At 66.9% G+C, this 17450-nt stretch carries 16 protein-coding genes; 12 read left to right on the forward strand and 4 right to left on the reverse strand.

Going from position 1 to position 17450, the window contains the following annotated elements; all coding sequences use genetic code 11:
- The first annotated feature begins 148 nt into the window (after positions 1-148).
- From pcaH to BKA23_RS00650, 9 genes are all read left to right on the forward strand, one after another.
- Complete coding sequence (pcaH, locus tag BKA23_RS00610; RefSeq protein ID WP_145224565.1) at positions 149-922, forward strand: protocatechuate 3,4-dioxygenase subunit beta; 774 nt, start codon at positions 149-151, stop codon at positions 920-922.
- A complete protein-coding gene (gene pcaG, locus BKA23_RS00615) occupies positions 915-1490 on the forward strand; it encodes a protocatechuate 3,4-dioxygenase subunit alpha (RefSeq protein ID WP_145224567.1) in 576 nt (191 codons plus the stop codon). The genes pcaH and pcaG overlap by 8 nt, the downstream gene beginning before the upstream one ends.
- Positions 1487-2701 (forward strand): lyase family protein, encoded by a 1215-nt coding sequence (locus tag BKA23_RS00620; RefSeq protein ID WP_170226311.1) that lies wholly within the window; start codon positions 1487-1489, stop codon positions 2699-2701. The genes pcaG and BKA23_RS00620 overlap by 4 nt, the downstream gene beginning before the upstream one ends.
- Complete coding sequence (gene pcaDC, locus BKA23_RS18285; RefSeq protein ID WP_145224571.1) at positions 2698-3915, forward strand: bifunctional 3-oxoadipate enol-lactonase/4-carboxymuconolactone decarboxylase PcaDC; 1218 nt, start codon at positions 2698-2700, stop codon at positions 3913-3915. The genes BKA23_RS00620 and pcaDC overlap by 4 nt, the downstream gene beginning before the upstream one ends.
- Positions 3893-4585 carry a 3-oxoacid CoA-transferase subunit A gene (locus BKA23_RS00630; RefSeq protein WP_145224572.1) on the forward strand — a complete coding sequence of 231 codons (693 nt, stop codon included), beginning with the start codon at positions 3893-3895 and terminating at the stop codon, positions 4583-4585. The genes pcaDC and BKA23_RS00630 overlap by 23 nt, the downstream gene beginning before the upstream one ends.
- Positions 4582-5253 (forward strand): 3-oxoacid CoA-transferase subunit B, encoded by a 672-nt coding sequence (locus BKA23_RS00635; RefSeq protein WP_145224575.1) that lies wholly within the window; start codon positions 4582-4584, stop codon positions 5251-5253. The genes BKA23_RS00630 and BKA23_RS00635 overlap by 4 nt, the downstream gene beginning before the upstream one ends.
- Complete coding sequence (locus BKA23_RS00640) at positions 5254-6036, forward strand: IclR family transcriptional regulator domain-containing protein (RefSeq protein WP_246104386.1); 783 nt, start codon at positions 5254-5256, stop codon at positions 6034-6036. It abuts the gene before it with no gap.
- Between the two features lie 46 nt (positions 6037-6082).
- Positions 6083-7267: a thiolase family protein gene (locus BKA23_RS00645; RefSeq protein WP_145224577.1), complete on the forward strand. Its 1185-nt coding sequence runs from the start codon at positions 6083-6085 to the stop codon at positions 7265-7267.
- A 254-nt stretch (positions 7268-7521) separates the two neighbouring features.
- Complete coding sequence (locus tag BKA23_RS00650) at positions 7522-8142, forward strand: hypothetical protein (protein ID WP_145224579.1); 621 nt, start codon at positions 7522-7524, stop codon at positions 8140-8142.
- 161 nt (positions 8143-8303) lie between these two features.
- On the opposite strand, the gene BKA23_RS00655 is transcribed toward BKA23_RS00650, so the two are convergent.
- A complete protein-coding gene (locus tag BKA23_RS00655) occupies positions 8304-10160 on the reverse strand; it encodes an acyl-CoA dehydrogenase (RefSeq protein ID WP_145224582.1) in 1857 nt (618 codons plus the stop codon).
- Between the two features lie 151 nt (positions 10161-10311).
- Between BKA23_RS00655 and BKA23_RS00660 the strand changes: the two genes are divergently transcribed.
- From BKA23_RS00660 to BKA23_RS00670, 3 genes are read left to right on the forward strand one after another with little or no spacing between them, the layout of a single operon-like run.
- Complete coding sequence (locus tag BKA23_RS00660) at positions 10312-11415, forward strand: P1 family peptidase (protein ID WP_145224584.1); 1104 nt, start codon at positions 10312-10314, stop codon at positions 11413-11415.
- Entirely contained in the window at positions 11408-12385 is a 978-nt protein-coding gene (gene cutA / locus BKA23_RS00665; RefSeq protein WP_145224586.1) for a divalent cation tolerance protein CutA, read from the forward strand. Before BKA23_RS00660 ends, cutA begins: the two co-directional genes overlap by 8 nt.
- Positions 12382-12894: a Fur family transcriptional regulator gene (locus tag BKA23_RS00670; protein ID WP_246104387.1), complete on the forward strand. Its 513-nt coding sequence runs from the start codon at positions 12382-12384 to the stop codon at positions 12892-12894. Before cutA ends, BKA23_RS00670 begins: the two co-directional genes overlap by 4 nt.
- Before the next feature lie 112 nt (positions 12895-13006).
- Here BKA23_RS00670 and BKA23_RS00675 read toward each other — a convergent pair whose 3' ends face one another.
- The 3 genes from BKA23_RS00675 to BKA23_RS00685 form a co-directional block, all read right to left on the reverse strand.
- Positions 13007-13543, reverse strand: a complete 537-nt coding sequence (locus BKA23_RS00675) for an acyl-CoA thioesterase (RefSeq protein WP_211841554.1) — start codon at positions 13541-13543, stop codon at positions 13007-13009.
- 210 nt (positions 13544-13753) lie between these two features.
- Positions 13754-14761: a ribonucleotide-diphosphate reductase subunit beta gene (locus tag BKA23_RS00680; protein ID WP_145224592.1), complete on the reverse strand. Its 1008-nt coding sequence runs from the start codon at positions 14759-14761 to the stop codon at positions 13754-13756.
- The gene (locus tag BKA23_RS00685; RefSeq protein ID WP_145224594.1) at positions 14758-17331 is read right to left on the reverse strand and encodes a ribonucleoside-diphosphate reductase subunit alpha; all 2574 of its coding nucleotides are present in this window, start codon (positions 17329-17331) and stop codon (positions 14758-14760) included. The genes BKA23_RS00680 and BKA23_RS00685 overlap by 4 nt, the downstream gene beginning before the upstream one ends.
- Positions 17332-17450: the final 119 nt, after the last annotated feature.

Genomic DNA, 17450 nt, shown 5'->3' on the forward strand with positions numbered 1-17450 from the left:
CGCCTCATCTCGCCGGAGCGGCTGACCCGGTATCGGCCTGCACGAGGGTGACAGGCTGACTTCGCCTATTGAACGTGCGCATAGCGCACACCCTTGCGCATAGCGCACAAACGGGTCTAGCGTGCGATGTGCGAAAGGGGTTCCCCGAATGACCACGAAGCTCTCCCCGGCTGCGCCGGATGCCAGCAGCCAAACCACCATCACCGCCGAGATCGGCGCTGCCCACACCGCTGCCGCCGGTCACCGCGGCGTGCTGCTCGACTTCGCGCCATACCGCTCGTCGTTGCTGCGTCACCCGACCAAGGACCTGCGCCACGCCGATCCTGATGGTGTCGAACTCGTCGCGCCGGTGTTCGGCCAGGGCGAGGTCGACCCGCTCGAGGCCGACCTGACGATCCAGCGCGACGGCGAGCCGATCGGCGAGCGGATGGTCGTCACCGGCCGTGTGCTCGACGGAGACGGTCGGCCGGTTCGCCGCCAGCTCGTCGAGATCTGGCAGGCGAATGCCGCCGGACGCTATGTGCACAAGCGCGACCAGCACCCCGCGCCCATCGACCCCGCCTTCACCGGCGTCGGACGCTGCCTGACCGACGACGACGGCAGCTACCGCTTCGTGACGATCAAGCCCGGCCCCTACCCGTGGCGCAATCACCGCAACGCGTGGCGACCCGCGCACATCCACTTCTCGCTGTTCGGCACGGATTTCACCCAGCGCCTCGTCACCCAGATGTATTTCCCCGGCGACCCGCTCTTCGCGCTCGACCCGATCTACCAGGCGATCCCGGATCAAGGCGACCGCGACCGGCTCGTCGCCACCTATGACCACGACCTGTCCGAGCACGAGTGGCTGCTCGGCTACCGATGGGACATCGTCCTGACCGGCAGCCACGCCACCTGGCGAGAGGATGACCAGGATGCCTGACAAACTGCTCCCGACCCCGGCTCAGACCGTCGGGCCGTTCTTCTCGTTCGGCCTGTGTTACGAAGGGGATTCGCAACTCGTGCCCCCGGGTTCTGCGAACGCGATCAGACTGCACGGCGTGGTGTATGACGGTGCCGGTCACCCGCTGCCGGATGCTCTGCTCGAAATCCGCCAGGCCGACGCCGACGGAGCCATCCCCGTGGTGGCGGGTTCACTGCACCGCGACGGTCACACCTTCACCGGGTGGGGTCGCTGTGGCACCGACCCGGCCGGTCACTACTCGTTCACGACGCTGTTGCCGGGGCCGGTCGCTGCGGAGGCGCCGCGGTTCTTCGCCGTCACGGTCTTCGCTCGCGGCCTGCTCGACCGGCTGTTCACCCGGTGCTACCTGCCGCAGGATGCCGCGCTGCACGACAGCGACGAGGTGCTCGCCGCGCTCGAACCTGAGCGGCGAGCCACTCTCATCGCCGAGCAGGACGGCCCATCGAGCCTGCGCTTCGACGTGCACCTGCAGGGTGCCGGCGAGACGGTCTTTCTGCAGTTCCCCCGGCACGCCGACATCGCGTGAGCATTCTGCTGCAACCGTGGCGGGTGCGGGCGGGCGGCCTTGACGACGTGGCTCTCGTCGAAGCGGTGGTGACCTCTGAGGTCGCCTGGCTCGACGTGCTCGAGCACTTCGGCACAGCACCCGTCGGCGTCACCGCGGACGCCCGCCAGGCGTGGGAATCGTTCAGCGACAAGCAGATCGACTGGTCCAGTGCAGGTGAACAGGCACACCAGGGCGCCAACCCGGTGATCGGTCTCGTGTCTCAGCTGCGTTCGAGCCTGACCGACGCGGCCGGTGAGGAGCAGGCGTGGTGGGTGCACCGCGGGCTGACCAGCCAGGACGTGCTCGACACCGCGCTGCTAGTGCTCGCGCGCGAGGCGCTGGTCGCCATACGTCGTGATCTGCGCACCGCCGGCGACTCGCTGGCACGGCACGCAACCCGCTATCGCACCACTCCGGCACTGGCCCGCACCCTCGGTCAGCCGGCACTGCCGACGACGTGGGGCATGCGAATCGCAACGTGGCTCAACGGCATTCGTGAGGCCGACCACGACCTGTCACGGCTGGAGCTGCCGGTGCAATGCGGCGGCGCTGTCGGGACGTCGGCGGCATTGGTCGAGCTGGGCATCGATCCCGTCGCGGCTGCGACGCGCTGGGCCGAACTGCTCGAGCTAGCGCCCCGACCGCCATGGCACACGATGCGCCTGCCGGTGACACGTCTGGCCGCCGTGTTGGCACAGACGACCGCTGCCTGTGGTCATATCGCGGTAGACGTGCTGACCCTGTCGCGTGCCGAGGTCGCCGAAGCCGACGAGCCGGTCATGCCCGGCCGTGGTGGTTCGTCGACGATGCCACAAAAGGTGAATCCCGTTCTGTCCGTGCAGCTTCGAGCAATCGCGCTGCAGTCGCCTGCTGATCTGTCGACCGTCGTCACTACCGCCGGACTCGCTGCGGACGAGCGCTCCGACGGCGCATGGCAGGCCGAGTGGGCGCCGCTGCAACAGCTGCTGATCGGAGCGGTCGCCGCCGCTTCGATCACCGCCGAACTCGCGTCCGGCCTGGTCATCGACGAACGCGCCGCAAAGCGCAATCTCACTGCCGCGATGCCCGGTGCGCTCGCCGAACAGGCCGCGATCCGGCGCGACGGGCAGACGCCGCACGATCCGACGACCTATCTCGGCAATGCAACTGCGCTGGTCGATCAGGCCGTGCACGACTGGGAGAATTCATGACCGAGACCATCAGACTGACCCAGCTCGCGGCCAGTCCGGCAGCTGATGCGCCCATCCTTCTCGTGGGCCCGTCGATCGGCACCGCCGTGACCACTCTCTGGTCGGAGTGCGCCGCCCAACTGGCCGACACCTTCCAAGTGGTCGGCTGGGATCTGCCCGGCCATGGAGCGTCACCGGCGTCGGCCGGTGCGTTCACCATGGCAGAGCTCGCCGAAGCGGTCGCTGCGGCATACGTGCACTCGTTCGGTGACGAAAAGGCCTGGTACGCCGGTGATTCCATCGGTGGAGCGGTCGGTCTGCAACTGGCGCTCGACCGGCCGGCGCTGCTGCACGGCCTGGTCACGGTGTGCAGCGCCGCGCGCTTCGGTGACCGCGACTCCTGGCGGACACGTGCTGACCTGGTCCACCGCGCAGGCACCTCGGCACTCATCTCGCAAAGTGCCGGCCGCTGGTTCACCCCCGATTTCGTCAGCCGCCGCTCGGATGTCGTGTCGACGATGCTGCACCACCTCGCAGAGGTCGACGACGGCAGCTATGCCCACGCGTGCGGTGCCCTCGCCGACTTCGACGTGCGTGGCCGACTGGGCGCGATCACGTTGCCGGTGCTCGCCATCGGAGGTGAAGAGGACGTCGCGACGCCACCGGCGAAAGCCGGCGAGATCGCCTGGGGTGTCAAGGACGGGCGGGTGCGGGTGCTGCCCGGCGTCGCCCATCTGGCAGTGATCGAAGCACCATCCGACGTGGCAGCGCTGATCGGCGAATTCGCCGCCGGCGGAATCGCTCCGGACGACCTGCACACCAGCGGTATGGCGGTGCGTCGTCAGGTGCTCGGCCCCGACCATGTCGACCGCGCCGCGGCAGCGACGACCTCCTTCACCAGCGACTTCCAGGCACTCATCACCCGCTACGCGTGGGGCGAGATCTGGAACAGGCCCGGTCTGGACAGGCGCTCTCGCAGCATGATCACGATGACAGCGCTCATCGCCGGCGGCCACTGGGACGAATTCACCATGCACGTGCGCGCCGCTGTGCGAAACGGGCTGACAGCCAACGAGATTCAGGAAGTCATTCTGCAGTCGGCGATCTACTGCGGTGTGCCCGCGGCCAATCACGCCTTCGCGTTGGCCAACGCGGCGCTCGACATACCACCGCTCGACCACCGTCCGCTCGACACCGATGAGGAGGCGACCGATGCAGACCCAGCAGCTGACTGACGTCGACGAGGCAGTGAGTGACATCGCCGACGGCGCGACCGTGATGATCGGTGGCTTCGGCGCCGCGGGTCAGCCGGTCGAGCTCATCGACGCGCTCATCCGCCGCGGCGCCACCGACCTCACCGTCGTCAACAACAACGCCGGCAACGGTGACGTCGGGCTCGCCGCGCTCATCGAGCGACGCCGGGTCCGCAGGATCATCTGCTCGTTCCCGCGGCAGAGCGACTCCTGGCACTTCGACCGTGAGTTCCGCGCCGGGCGCATCGAGCTCGAACTGGTGCCACAGGGCAACCTGGCCGAGCGGATCCGCGCTGCCGGCGCCGGAATCGGTGGTTTTTTCACTCCCACCGGCTATGGCACCCAGCTCGCCGAAGGTAAGGAGACGCGGCAGATCGACGGTCGCGGCTACGTGTTCGAACAGCCGATCCATGCCGACGTCGCGCTCATCAAGGCGTTGCGTGCCGACCAGGTCGGCAATCTCGTCTACCGCAAGACGGCCCGCAACTTCGGCCCGCTGATGGCAATGGCCGCCACGGTCACCATCGCGCAGGTCGACGAGATCGTCGCCACCGGGTCCCTGGACCCTGAAAGCGTCGTGACTCCAGGCATTTTCGTCGATCGGATCGTCGTGCCGGCAGCGACCGCAACCGGGGAGGAACAGACGTCATGACCGGTTACCTCAGCAAGGACGAGATCGCGGCCCGCGTCGCGCGCGACATCCCGCACGGCGCCTACGTCAATCTCGGCATCGGGCAACCGACGACGGTCGCCAACCACCTCGACGCCGACAGCGGTGTCACGCTGCACACCGAGAACGGCATGCTCGGTATGGGCCCGGAGGCCACGGGCGACGACATCGACCTCGATCTGATCAACGCGGGCAAGGTGCCGGTCACCGAACTGCTCGGTGCGTCGTATTTCCACCACGCCGACTCGTTCGCGATGATGCGTGGCGGGCATCTCGACATCTGCGTGCTCGGTGCGTACCAGGTCTCGGTGACCGGCGATCTGGCCAACTGGAGCTCCGGTGCGCCGGACGCGATTCCGGCCGTCGGTGGGGCAATGGACCTCGCCATCGGCGCCCGGCAGACCTTCGTCATGATGACCCTGATGACCAAGGACGGCGTCAGCAAGATCGTCGACGAGTGCACCTACCCATTGACCGGAATCGGTTGTGTCAGTGCGGTGTACACCGAGCGTGCGATCTTTTCGGTTGGCGCCGACGGGCTGGCGGTGCGCGAGACCTTCGGCACGACGGTCGACGAACTGCGCGAGGTGATCGGCCTGCCGATCCGTGATCTCACCGGGGCTGCCGACACCACGGTGCGAGGAGGCTGAGTGACCGGCGAGGACGAGCGCGCTGCGCCATACGTGCAGTCGCTGGAACGCGGACTGGCGGTGATCGCGGCCTTCGACGCCGACCACCCCGAACTGACTCTGGCCGAGGTGTCGCACCGCACCGGCATCAACCGCGCCGCGGTGCGCAGGTTCTTGCACACCCTCATCGCGCTCGGCTACGTGCGCACCGACGGGCGGCTGTTCGCGCTGACGCCGCGCGTGCTCAACCTCGGCTTCGCCTATCTGTCCGGGCTGCGCCTGCCGGACATCGCCGAGCCGCACCTCAAGGCTCTGTCGACCGAGGTCGGCGAGTCGACCTCGGCGTCGGTGCTCGACGGCCCCGACGTCGTGTATGTCGCCCGTGCTGCCACTCGCCGGATCATGCACGTGCGGATCACCGTCGGCACGAGATTCCCGGCATACGCGACGTCGATGGGCCGAGTGCTGCTCGCCCACCTGGACGGCCCTGGGCTCGAAAGTTACTGGCAACACGTGGATCTCGTGCCGATGACCGCCCGCACCCTCACCAGCCGCGCCGAGCTCATGCCGGTGCTGCAGCAGGTACGGAATGACGGCTATGCCGTCGTCGACCAAGAGCTCGAGTTGGGTCTGCGGTCGGTCGCCGCGCCCATCCGCGATCGCGTCGGCCGGGTCTGCGCCGCCGTCAACGTCTCGACGTCCATCGGACTCGCCGGCGACGACGACCCCATCCCGGGCATCCTCCCGCACCTGCTCGCCACCGCTGCCGCCATCACGGCCGACCTGGCGGTCGCCGGTGACTGACCACATCCGGCCGCCGGCCACCAGCCGCCCCTGAAAGGATCACGACATGACCTCCGCCTACGTCTACGACGCCGTCCGCACACCCTTCGGCAGATATGCCGGCGCCCTCGCCGCCACCCGCCCCGACGATCTGGCCGCGCTCGTCGTCGGCGAACAGGTGCGCCGCGCGCCCGGCCTCGACGGTGCCGCAGTCGACGAGGTCCTGCTGGGCAACGCCAATGGCGCAGGGGAGGAGAACCGCAATGTCGCACGTATGGCGGTGCTCCTCGCCGGGCTGCCCGTCAGCGTGCCCGGTTCGACGATCAACCGGCTCTGCGGATCCAGCCTGGATGCCGTGATCGCCGGCTCACGCTCGATCGAGACTGGTGACGCAGAGGTGATCGTCGCCGGTGGTGTCGAGTCGATGACGCGTGCACCGCTTGTCATGCGCAAGCCCGAAAAGCCTTATGCAGCAGGTAATTCCGAACTCGTCTCGACCACCCTCGGTTGGCGCCTGGTGAATGCGCGAATGCAGCCGGAGTGGACGGTGTCGCTCGGCGAGGCAACCGAGCAACTGCGCGAGAGATATGACGTCAGCCGTGAGCGGCAGGACGCCTTCGCCGCCCGATCGCACCGTCTCGCGGCAGCCGCCTGGGACGACGGCTTCTATGACGACCAGATCGTGGGGGTGCCGGGCGTCGACCTCGAGCGCGACGAATCGATCCGCCCGACGAGCACGGTCGAAGCCCTCGCCGGTCTCAAGACGTCCTTCCGCAAGGAGAACGGCACCATCACCGCCGGCAATGCGTCGCCGCTCAACGACGGAGCGTCGGCGGTGCTGCTCGGTTCTGAGGGCGCGTCAGCGACGCTCCAACTGCAGCCACTCGCGCGCATCGCCGGTCGCGGCGCCGCAGCGAACGAGCCGCAGTTCTTCGGATACGCACCGGTCGAGGCTGCGAACCGTGCTCTGGCGCGCGCTGGTATCACCTGGTCCGACGTGTCGCTGGTCGAGCTCAACGAAGCCTTCGCCGCGCAGTCGCTCGCGTGCATCGATGCCTGGGGCATCGACCCCGAGATCGTCAACATCTACGGAGGCGCGATCGCGATCGGCCATCCGTTGGGAGCCTCCGGCGGTCGCATCGTCGGAACCCTGGCGCGCGGTCTGCGCAAGACCGGCGGCCGGTATGGCGTCGCCGCCATCTGCATCGGTGTCGGGCAGGGTCTGGCGGTCGTGCTGGAGAACCAGGGCTGAGCCGATCGGGACACGTACGGGCAACGGACCACTGAACGTAGAACCCGAGCCATCGCCAGTCGCCCGGGAGGCTCTCACCCCTAGGGGTGACTTTGAGGTAAATGGTGCGTATTCACAGGGTGTTGGCAGCTTGCACCGGCTGAATGGCGGGGCCGGTCATCCACTCAGCGCAGCTGTGCCACCACAGCCTGTCGGACGGTCGGCGTCAGCGACGGAGGGCGTCGCTGTCGTGCGCACAACCCAGGGGAGTCATCGTGGCCGGTGCCGTCAGTCGTCGAACGCTGGCCAAAGGCGCCGCGTGGGCGACGCCGGTGCTGATCATGGGGTCGGCAGCTCCTGCCCTGGCGGCGTCAGCCGTTCCCTTCGCGGTAACCCGGTCAACACTGTATGGAGTTGCCGGTTCGGGTAATGGCACCACGTGTGGCACAGGCACGGCCTTACTGGTGCAGAACGGCACAGGCGGAGCGGTTTCGGGCGGGACGAGTTCGAGCGCCGGCACTGGTGTCACCATCACCAACAACACCGCCGCTGCCGCCACAGCCAGCGGTATCTTCCGGACGTTCCTTGCATCCGTGAGCGGCCTTGCGTTTACAGAACAATCGGGCTATACCTCTTGGTCCACGCCCACGCAGACCGCCGTTACCTCCGTGATCGCTGGTGTTACGTACTACCAGTACATGTCGACCTACGCGGGGCCAGTGTCGGTTCCGGCCAGCGGTTCGGTTGTCGTCCCGTACTACTCCATCGGAAACACATGCCTTGTTGGCCCGGTGATCTTCACCGCTGGCCAAGCTACGGCGACGATCAACGGGACCACCTACCAGTCGCCCGCCGGCGGCTCCACCACGTGCACCTCGGCAGGCGGTTGCAAGTGAGCACTTCTTGGCGGTAGCCGAGTTCGCTCGCACAGCGACATACCGCGTCGACGTCGTCCGGTGACTCACCAAGCGGCATGAGAAAAGTGGGCCCGGCACCCGACGGTGCCGAGCCCACCCGCAACTTCTGCCCGCAGCTCAGGGCGTATCAGTGCCGCGGATCAGAAGGCGTCCTCTGACAGTTCCATCAGGGACAGGTCGGTGGCTTCAGCCATGGCGCGTTCGGCGGTGATGCGGGGCAGCACGTTGGCGGCGAAGAACTTCGCGGCCGCGACCTTGCCCTGGTAGAACGCCTCGTCGGATCCGGCGTCGCCGGCCGTGAGGTGGCCCTGCGCGATCTCGGCGCTGCGCAACAACAGCCAGCCGATGATCACGTCGCCGGCAGCGAGCAGGAACCGCGTGGTGTTGAGCCCCACTCGATAGACCTGGTCCTGCTTGCCGGGCTCAAGCGCGGCCATCGAGGTCGTCGCCATCCACTCGGCGATGCCCTGCAGGTCGGCCACTGCGGTGCCGAGCAACTCGCGCTCGGTGGACAGCCCGTCGTGGCCGTCGCCGCCCTTGACGGTCTCCTGGATCAGTCCGGCCAGGTGCATCAGCGAGGCGAACTGGTCTTTGACGATCTTGCGGAAGAAGAAGTCGAGTCCCTGGATCGCCGTCGTGCCTTCATAGAGCGTGTCGATCTTGGCGTCGCGGACGTACTGCTCGATCGGGTAGTCCTGCAGGAAGCCGGAGCCGCCCAGCGTCTGCAGCGACTCGGTGCCCAGCAGCACCCAGGCCCGCTCGGAGCCGACACCCTTCACCACCGGCAGCAGCAGATCGTTGAGCTTGCCGGCCATCTCGGCCGGGGTGCCCGGCTCGGGCTCGGCGCCGGTACGCAGGAACTCCGCATCGACGATGTCCTGCTGTGCGGCGGTGAACAGCATCACCGAACGCAGACCCTCGGCATATGCCTTCTGCAGCATCAGGCTGCGGCGGACATCCGGGTGATGGGTGATCGTGACACGCGGCGCGTCCTTGGCCGGGGTGGTCATGTCGGCGCCCTGGACGCGCTGCTTGGCGTAGTCGAGCGCATTGAGGTAACCGGTCGACAAAGTCGCAATCGCCTTGGTGCCCACCAGCATTCGCGCATGCTCGATGACCTTGAACATCTGGGCGATGCCGTTGTGCTCATCGCCCAGCAGGGTGCCGACGGCCGGGATACCGTCGCCGAAGGTGACCTCGCACGTGGTCGAGACCTTCAGGCCCATCTTGTGCTCGACGTTGGTGACGAAGGCACCGTTGCGCTCGCCGAGCTCACCGGTCTCGAGGTCGACGTGGAACTTCGGCACGACGAACAGCGACAGCCCCTTGGTGCCCGGGCCGGCGCCCTCGGGTCGCGCGAGGACGAAGTGGACGATGTTGTCGGTCATGTCCTGCTCGGCGGAGGTGATGAAGCGCTTCACGCCGGTGATGTGCCAGGTTCCGTCGGGCTGCTGCACCGCCTTGGTGCGACCTGCGCCGACGTCGGAGCCGGCGTCGGGCTCGGTGAGCACCATGGTCGCGCCCCAGCTGTGCTCGGCGACCAGCGCGGCGAGCTTCTGCTGCTCGGGGGTGCCGAGCACGTCCAGCAGCTTGGCGAAAGAGTAGGTCGCGGCATACATGCCGATGGCGGGGTTCGCACCGAGGACCAGCTCGTTCATGCCCCACTTCAGCGACGGCGGCACGACCGTGCCGCCCATCTTGGCCGGCAGGTCGACGTTGTAGAAGCCGGAGTCGACATACGCCTGGTAGGACTTCTTGAAGGCCTCGGGCAGCTGCACGCTCTTGGTCTGCGGGTCGTAGACCGGCGGAGTGCGGTCGCTGTCGATGAGGCTCTCGCCGAGGTCGGTTTCGGCCAGGCGCGCGAGTTCCTTCAGCATCTCGCGGGCGGTGTCGACGTCGACCTCGTCATACGGGCCCTTGCCGAGCACCTCGTCGCGGCCGAGGAGTTCGAACAGGTTGAACTCCAGATCGCGGACGTTGCTCTTGTAGTGGGACATGGCTCCTCCAGGAAAGACCGTGCGGCATGCGTGGATCCTCGCGACGGGAGGACCGACGTACGTGGTATTACTCACCAGTAACCATTGATTCTGCTACCGACCGGTAGAACAGCGCAACCCGGTCCACGTACCGGCGTGTCACAGTGGGGGGATGCGACCTGGGCCGACCAACTCCATCGTCGACGTGCCGGGGATCCGGGTGGGGCATGTCGATCGCGTCGGTGGCGGATGGCTGACCGGCACGACGGTCGTGCTGCCGTGGGCAGACGGGGCGATGGCCGGTGTCGACGTGCGAGGTGGTGGCCCTGGCACCCGCGAGACCGACCTGCTCGATCCGCGCAACCTGGTGCAGCGCGTGCATGCCATCGTGCTCACAGGCGGTTCGGCATACGGTCTGGATGCCGCAGGCGGGGTGATGGCGGCGCTCGAAGCTGACGGCGTCGGGTTGCCCGTGCAACCGGGTGTGCGCGTGCCGATCGTGCCCGCGGCGGTGTGCTTCGACCTCGGGCGTGGCGGGTCGGCGTCGAACCGGCCGGATGCCGATTTCGGTCGTCGTGCGTATGCCGCAGCATCCGCGGACGCACCCGCTCAGGGTTGCGCGGGGGCCGGTGCCGGTGCAGCAGCGGGTGGACTCAAGGGCGGAGTCGGGTCGGCGTCCGCGGTGCTTGCCGATGGTGCGGTCGTGGCAGCGCTGGTCGTCGTCAACGCGGCCGGTTCGTGTGTCGATCCTGCGACGGGCGAGCTGTATGCCGCGCGCTTCGGTCTGCCGGGTGAATTCGACGGCCTGCGGCGGCCGTCGGCTTCCGAACTGGCGGCTGCGCGGCAGTTGGCGCAGTCTCGTCCGCCCTCGTTGGGTGTCGGCCTGGCGACGACCCTGGCCGTCGTGGCCACCGATCACGCCTTGGACAAGGCGCAATGTCAGAAGCTCGCGGGCATCGGCCACGACGGTATGGCGCGCGCCATCCGTCCGGTGCACACGATGTTCGACGGCGACACGGTCTTCGCGCTCGCGACCGGTGGCCGCCCGGCGCCGGACGCGATGCAGCTGCACGAGTTGCTTGACGTCGGGGGCGATTGCGTGACGCGGGCGATCGGGCACGCGATGCTGGCGGCATCGAGCGTGGGACCTGCGTCGAGCGAGTCGACTGGTGGCTCGTCGGAGGCGTCGCCGGACGCCGAGGCGGGCTTGCCGGTGCCGGTGTCACTGCGCAGCTATCTCGACGCATTCCCCAGTGCGAAGGGTCACAATGACTGACGTGACGGAGCAACTGCTGGAGGTGCGCATCGCCGTTGCGAGCGCGCAGGAGGCCGACTCGATCGCCCAGGTGCTGGTGCACGAACGCCTCGCGGCCTGTGTGCAGCAGCTGCCCGGGATGCGCTCGACATACCGCTGGCAGGGGCGCGTCGAAACCGCGACCGAGATCCTGGTGACCGCCAAGACGTCGACGGCGCACTTCGCGGGGCTTGCGCAACGGGTGCGAGAGCTGCATTCGTACGACGTGCCGGAGATCACCGCCATACAGCTCGGGCCGGTGGACGAGACGTATGCCGCATGGTGGCGCGCGGCCCTCCGACCCGATGACGGGATGCCGCAGTCACACGTGGAGACCGAGCGGAAGTTCACCCTCCCCGAGGGGCGGCCGGCGCCAGACGCTATGGAGTGGCCCGGTGTCGACGCGGTCGGTGAAGCGCAGCACCACCACCTGCAGGCGACGTATTTCGACACGACCGACGTGCGTCTCGGCCGGCGCGGCATCACGCTGCGACGCCGCACCGGCGGCACCGACGAGGGCTGGCATCTGAAGCTGCCGCGTGACGAGGATTCACGCGTCGAGCAGTGGTTGCCGCTGGGGGCGCTCGGTGACGGCGAGGTCGTGCCGCGGGGGTTCGCGGGGCAGCTCACGGAGGTGCTGGCCGGTGAGCAGCTGCAGCCGGTGTGCGAGGTCGAGACGCGGCGGGTCGAACGCGAGGTGTCGGGCCGTGGCGTGGTGTTGGCGAGTGTGTGCGAGGACTACGTGTGGACCCGCAACCTCATCGACTCGTCACTGGATCAGGCGTGGCGCGAGATGGAGGTCGAGTTGTCGCACGGGGGCATGGACTTCCTCGAGCGTGTCACGGCGCACCTGCGCGAATGCGGTGTCGCGCAGGCGTCGATCAGCTCCAAACTGCGAGCCGCGATGGGGTCGCTGCTGCGGACCGATGCAGTCGAGCAGGGTGTCTCGTGAGCGCGGGAAGTGGCGAAACGCCGGCAGTAGCAGCAGCTTTGGAGCAGTTGCGTGAGGCGGGGGAGCGCGTGACACCGGCTCGTCGGGCTGTGCTCGGAGTGCTGGACAAGTCGCGCGAACACCTCACCGCCGAGGATGTCGCTGCTCGGGTCGCTGGGGCTGAGCCGGGTGTGCACCGGGCGACGATCTATCGGTCGTTGCAGTCGCTGACCGAGCTGGGGCTGGTGGCGCACACGCATGTGCCGGGCTCGGCGACGATCTATCACCTGCGCGAATCGCCGGCTGCTCATGTGAGTCACGCGCATCTGCAGTGCACGACGTGCGAGCGATTCTTCGATGCCCCGATGCGGTCGCTGGAACCACTGCGCGATCAGTTGCGCGACGAGATGGGGTTCACGATCGACATACAGCACGCGGCGTTGTTGGGAACGTGCGCGGACTGCCTTGCCGCCGAGGGCAGCGGCTCCTCTGACGCCCACGGTCAGCACGCTCACGGTCATCACGACTGAGGCGACCACGCCTTCCCGCTTGTACGTGCGCTTGCCAAACCCTCCGCGATATTCGACGCGGCGGCACCTGTAACCGCCTTACCGGCGAACATCGCGGTCGGCGAGAGGCCCCTCATACAGTTGCAGCGGCTGTTGAGGTTGCTTGTTCAGCGGTCGCTGCCGATTCGGTGGCGCGGGATACCCGGATGGCGTCGCGTCGGGCGACTCGCTGCTCGTGCCGGATCTGAGCTTCGCGGTGACGGCGCACCTCCTCGACAGTGCGCGGGTGCAGTGCCGGCACGACCCTTGGTGTCCCCTCACCGTCGACCGCGACCATCACCAGGTATGCGGTAGCCACGTGCACCGGATCCGTGATCTCGTTCCATCGGGTCGCCTCGACGCGAACCCCGACCTCCATCGAGGATCGGCCGGCCCAATTGACCTGGGCATTCACCGTCAGCACGTCGCCGACATGCACCGGTGCGAGAAAGTGCATCTCGTCCATCATGGCTGTCACCGACGGCCCGCCCGAGTAGCGCGCGGACACTGTCCCTGCCGCGTCGTCGACGAGTTTCATCACGACGCCACCGTGCACCGTGCCCATCAGATTCGTGTCGTGCGCGCTCATGATGTGCGCGAGTGTCAACCTGGTGTCATCAGGTCGTGTCACAGCATTCCTTTCAATCTGGGTATGACGAGAACGACGTCACGTATGACGACGGCGGTCACCGTAATCCTCGAAAATACCGTGGTGGAAACGAGATTCGAATGAACACGCGGTGCACTGTTGGGGTGGACCTGACAAGGCCGACCGCTTTTGGATATTCGACGCCAGGGCAGGCATGGGCACCCTGGCGTCGAATGTCGCAGCAGGGATTGCTCAGGATCCGGCCTGTGCGTTGACCTCGTAGCTGGTGTTCGTGGATTCGAAGAAGTTCACCAACTGCAGCGTGTCGTTGGCCGTCGCCATCCACTTGGCCGGATTGCTGACACCCCAGTGCGCGGCGAAGCCCAGCTCCTCCAATCGCCGGTCGGCCAGATATCGCACGTAGGTGTTGATGTAGTCGGCGTTGAGCCCGAGGATGCCGCGCGGGAGCAGGTCATGGTTGTAGCGCTCCTCCATCTCGACGGCATCCAGGACCATCTGGCGGATCTCGTCGGCGAACTCCTCCGTCTGCAGATCGGGATTCTCCTCCAGCACGGTCAGGATCAGGTTGATGCCGAACTTCAGGTGCAGCGACTCGTCGCGCACGATCCAGTCCATGAGCGACCCGAAGTTGCGCAGCAGATTCCGCTGCCGGAAGCTGAGCGCCACCATGAACCCGCTGTAGAACCAAATCCCTTCCAGCACAACGTTGTACGCCACCAGGTTGCGCACGAAGTCACGCTTGCCCTCGGTGGTGGTGATGTCGAGCGTCTGCGATGCCATCCGCTCGATGTAGCGGACCTCGAATTCCTCCTTGGCCACCATCGAGGGGATGTCCGCGTGTGCGGCATACGCCTCGTCGCGGTTGATCGGGAAGGTTTCGAGGACGTACTCGAACGCCATACAGTGGTTGGCCTCCTCCCACATCTGCTTGGCGAGGTAGAGGTGCGCCTCGGGCGCGTTGAGGTAGGGGTAGACGCCGAACGCCAGCGCCTTGTTGACCAGCAGTTCGTTGGGGTTGAAGTAACTCATCAGGAAGGTCACCGCGTGACGCTCCTCGTCGGTCATCCGCTCGAAGTCGGCAAGGTCTTCGCCCAGCTGAATCTCGTTGGGAAACCACGTGTTTGCGACGGCCTGGTTGTAGAGGTCGTAGGCCCACTGGTAGCGGATCGGTTTCAGCAGCAGACCTTCCTGGATTCCCGTGCCGAGGATCGCGGTGGTCGGTGCGGCGGTGGATGTCATTGGCAAGCCTCGCAATTCAGAAGTTCCTGCGGGTCCGTCGGGCAGACGAAACCCTCTTGTATGACGATCGGCGCGTTCGTCGGTGCCGATGCCTGGACCGGCGCAGCCTCGATGGGCGCAGCGTCGACTGCAGCCGCGGAGTCGAGTGCGGTCTCGAGAACAGGTGCAGTCTCGAGTGTCGGCGCCGCAGCAGCCGCACGTCGTGCGAAGCCGAAGCCGCCACTCGTCCGGCCGCTCGCCGCGGCCTTGTTGACCTGCACCGTCGACTGCTCGGCAGTGTGCCGGGGCTTCATGTGCAGGTAATAGGTCGTCTTGACACCCTTGCGCCACGCGTCGACATACAGATCGCCCATGGCGCCGATGTCGCGCGACTCCAGGTAGATGTTGCGGCTGATGGCCTGGTCTATCCACTTCTGCGCGCGGGACGCGATGGTCAGGAATGCCGTCGGCGGCAACTGGAAAGACGTCTGGAAGACCGCCTGCAGCTGCTCCGGCACCTGCGGCAGCGCCGACAGATCGCCCTGCGCCCGCAGCAGATCCTCACGCACCTGCTCCCACAGACCGGCGTCCTGCAGCGCGGCGACCAGGTTGCGGTTGACCTCCAGGAATTTGCCGGACGACGTCGCCCGCGAAAACAGTTGCGAGAACTGCGGATCCAGCCCAGGAGTGGTGCCGGCGACGAGACCGATCGAGGCGGTCGGGGCGATCGCCATCAAGGTGGCGTTCCGTATGCCGCCGGCCACCTTGGCGCGCAGCGCGTTCCAGTCCATCCGCGTGGTGCGGTCGACGTCGACGGGCGTGCCGCGACGTTCCTGCAGTACGTCGAGCGTGTCGATCGGCACCAGCCCTCGTGACCAGCCGGATCCCGCGAAGTTGGGGTAGGCGCCACGTTCGCGTGCCAGATCGCAGGAGGTGTCGATGGCGTGCCAGCTGATGAACTCGACCAGCTCATCGATGAGATCGGCAGCGCCCTGCGAGGAGTACGCCATACCGAGCCGCTCGACGACTTCGGTGAAACCCATGATCCCCAGGCCGATAGCGCGGTTCTCGCTGTTGGAGTGCTCGGACTCCGGCACGGACGAACGAGTGACGTCGATGAGGTTGTCCAGCTGACGCACCGCCAGACGGGCCGACTCGGCGAGGCGGTCCCAATCCCACTCGCCGTCGACCAGGTGACGTGACAGGTTGATGGAGGCCAGGTTGCAGACCGAGACGTTGTCGAGGTCCTGAGGCAGCGTGATCTCGGTGCACAGGTTCGACAGGTGGATCGTGCCGGTGTTGTCGTTGAGCGCCCGCTGATTGATGGTGTCCTTCCACGTCAGCCACGGGTGTGAGGTGGTCTGCAAAGACACCAGGATGGCCTTCCACTGCTCGCGAGCCCGCAGGCGGCGGTGCGAGCGCAACCGGCCGGCCTTGGCCATCGCGACGTACTCCGCGTAGCGGGCCGAGAACTCGTCACCGACGAGTTCGACCAGGTCGGGCGTCTCCAGTGGGTCGAAGAGGTACCAATCGTCATCGGCCACAACGCGTTTCATGAACTCGTCGCTCAGCCAGACGGAGGTGTTGGCCGTCCGGGTGCGGCGGTAGGGGTCGCCGGCGTTCTGCCGCAGGTCGAGGAACTGCGGGAAGTCCAGATGCCAGTTCTCCATGTAGAAGCACAGCGCGCCGAACTTCTTGCCGCCTCGCGAGACCGCACGCAGGATCGAGTCGACGGTGTGCATGAACGGGATCGGGCCGGTCGAGGATGTGTTGTTGCTGCGGATCGGGCTGCCCTCGGAGCGCAGCTTGGTCACTGAAAGACCAATGCCACCGGTGCCTTTGGTCAGCCACATGACGTCACGCATCGACTTGGCGATGTGCTCGATGTCGTCGTCCATCTGCATCACGAAGCAGTTCGAGAGCTGCGGTGTGCAGGTGCCTGCGTTGACCAGCGTCGACCCTGCGGCGAGGTAATCCAGCGACGCCATCTTGCGGTAGAACGCGATCGCGGCCTGGGTCGGGTCCTTCTCCTCCACCGACAGGCCCATCGCGACCCGCATCCAGAAGTATGCCGGAACCTCCAGCGGACGCCGCGCGGAATCCGTTGCCATGTATCGGTTTTTGAGCGTGACGATGCCGATGTAGCGCAGCCCGTCATCGAGATGGTGGTCAAGTGCGGCAGCCAGCGCTTCGAGGTTGAAGGCCGATGCCAGCCGCGGATCGAACAAGCCGTCCTCGACCGCGACCCGGACGTAACCGGGAAAGCGGGCCTGGTGCAACAGGGCCAGCTCACTCTGCGTCTCGAAGTCGCCGAGCACGCGCTTGTAGATCGTCTTCAGCAGCAGCCGCGAGGCGATCACGTCGAAATCCGGGTCGTCCTTGACGTTCTGCACCGCGACATTGATGGCAGCCTCGTCCAACTGCTCCGTGGTGATGCCGTCGAACAGCGTGATCGCCAACTCCGAGGCGATCTGCATGGTCATCGACATGGCGTTCGGCAGTCCGGTGGCCGCACGTTCGATGGCGCGGTTGATGCGGTCGGCGTCATACGGCTCGCGGGTGCCGTCGCGTTTGGTGACATGAATGCTCACGTCTGGTGGTCTCCGTCCCTCGCTGGTCGCGGGTTTGCGGGAGACGAAGCGACAGGCGGGCGGGGCGGCGCGATCCGGCAGCGTCAGGCCCACTCGTCCGCCGGCTCGTCCCACGCGAG

Source organism: Rudaeicoccus suwonensis (genome assembly GCF_007829035.1).
GTDB lineage: Bacteria > Actinomycetota > Actinomycetes > Actinomycetales > Dermatophilaceae > Rudaeicoccus > Rudaeicoccus suwonensis.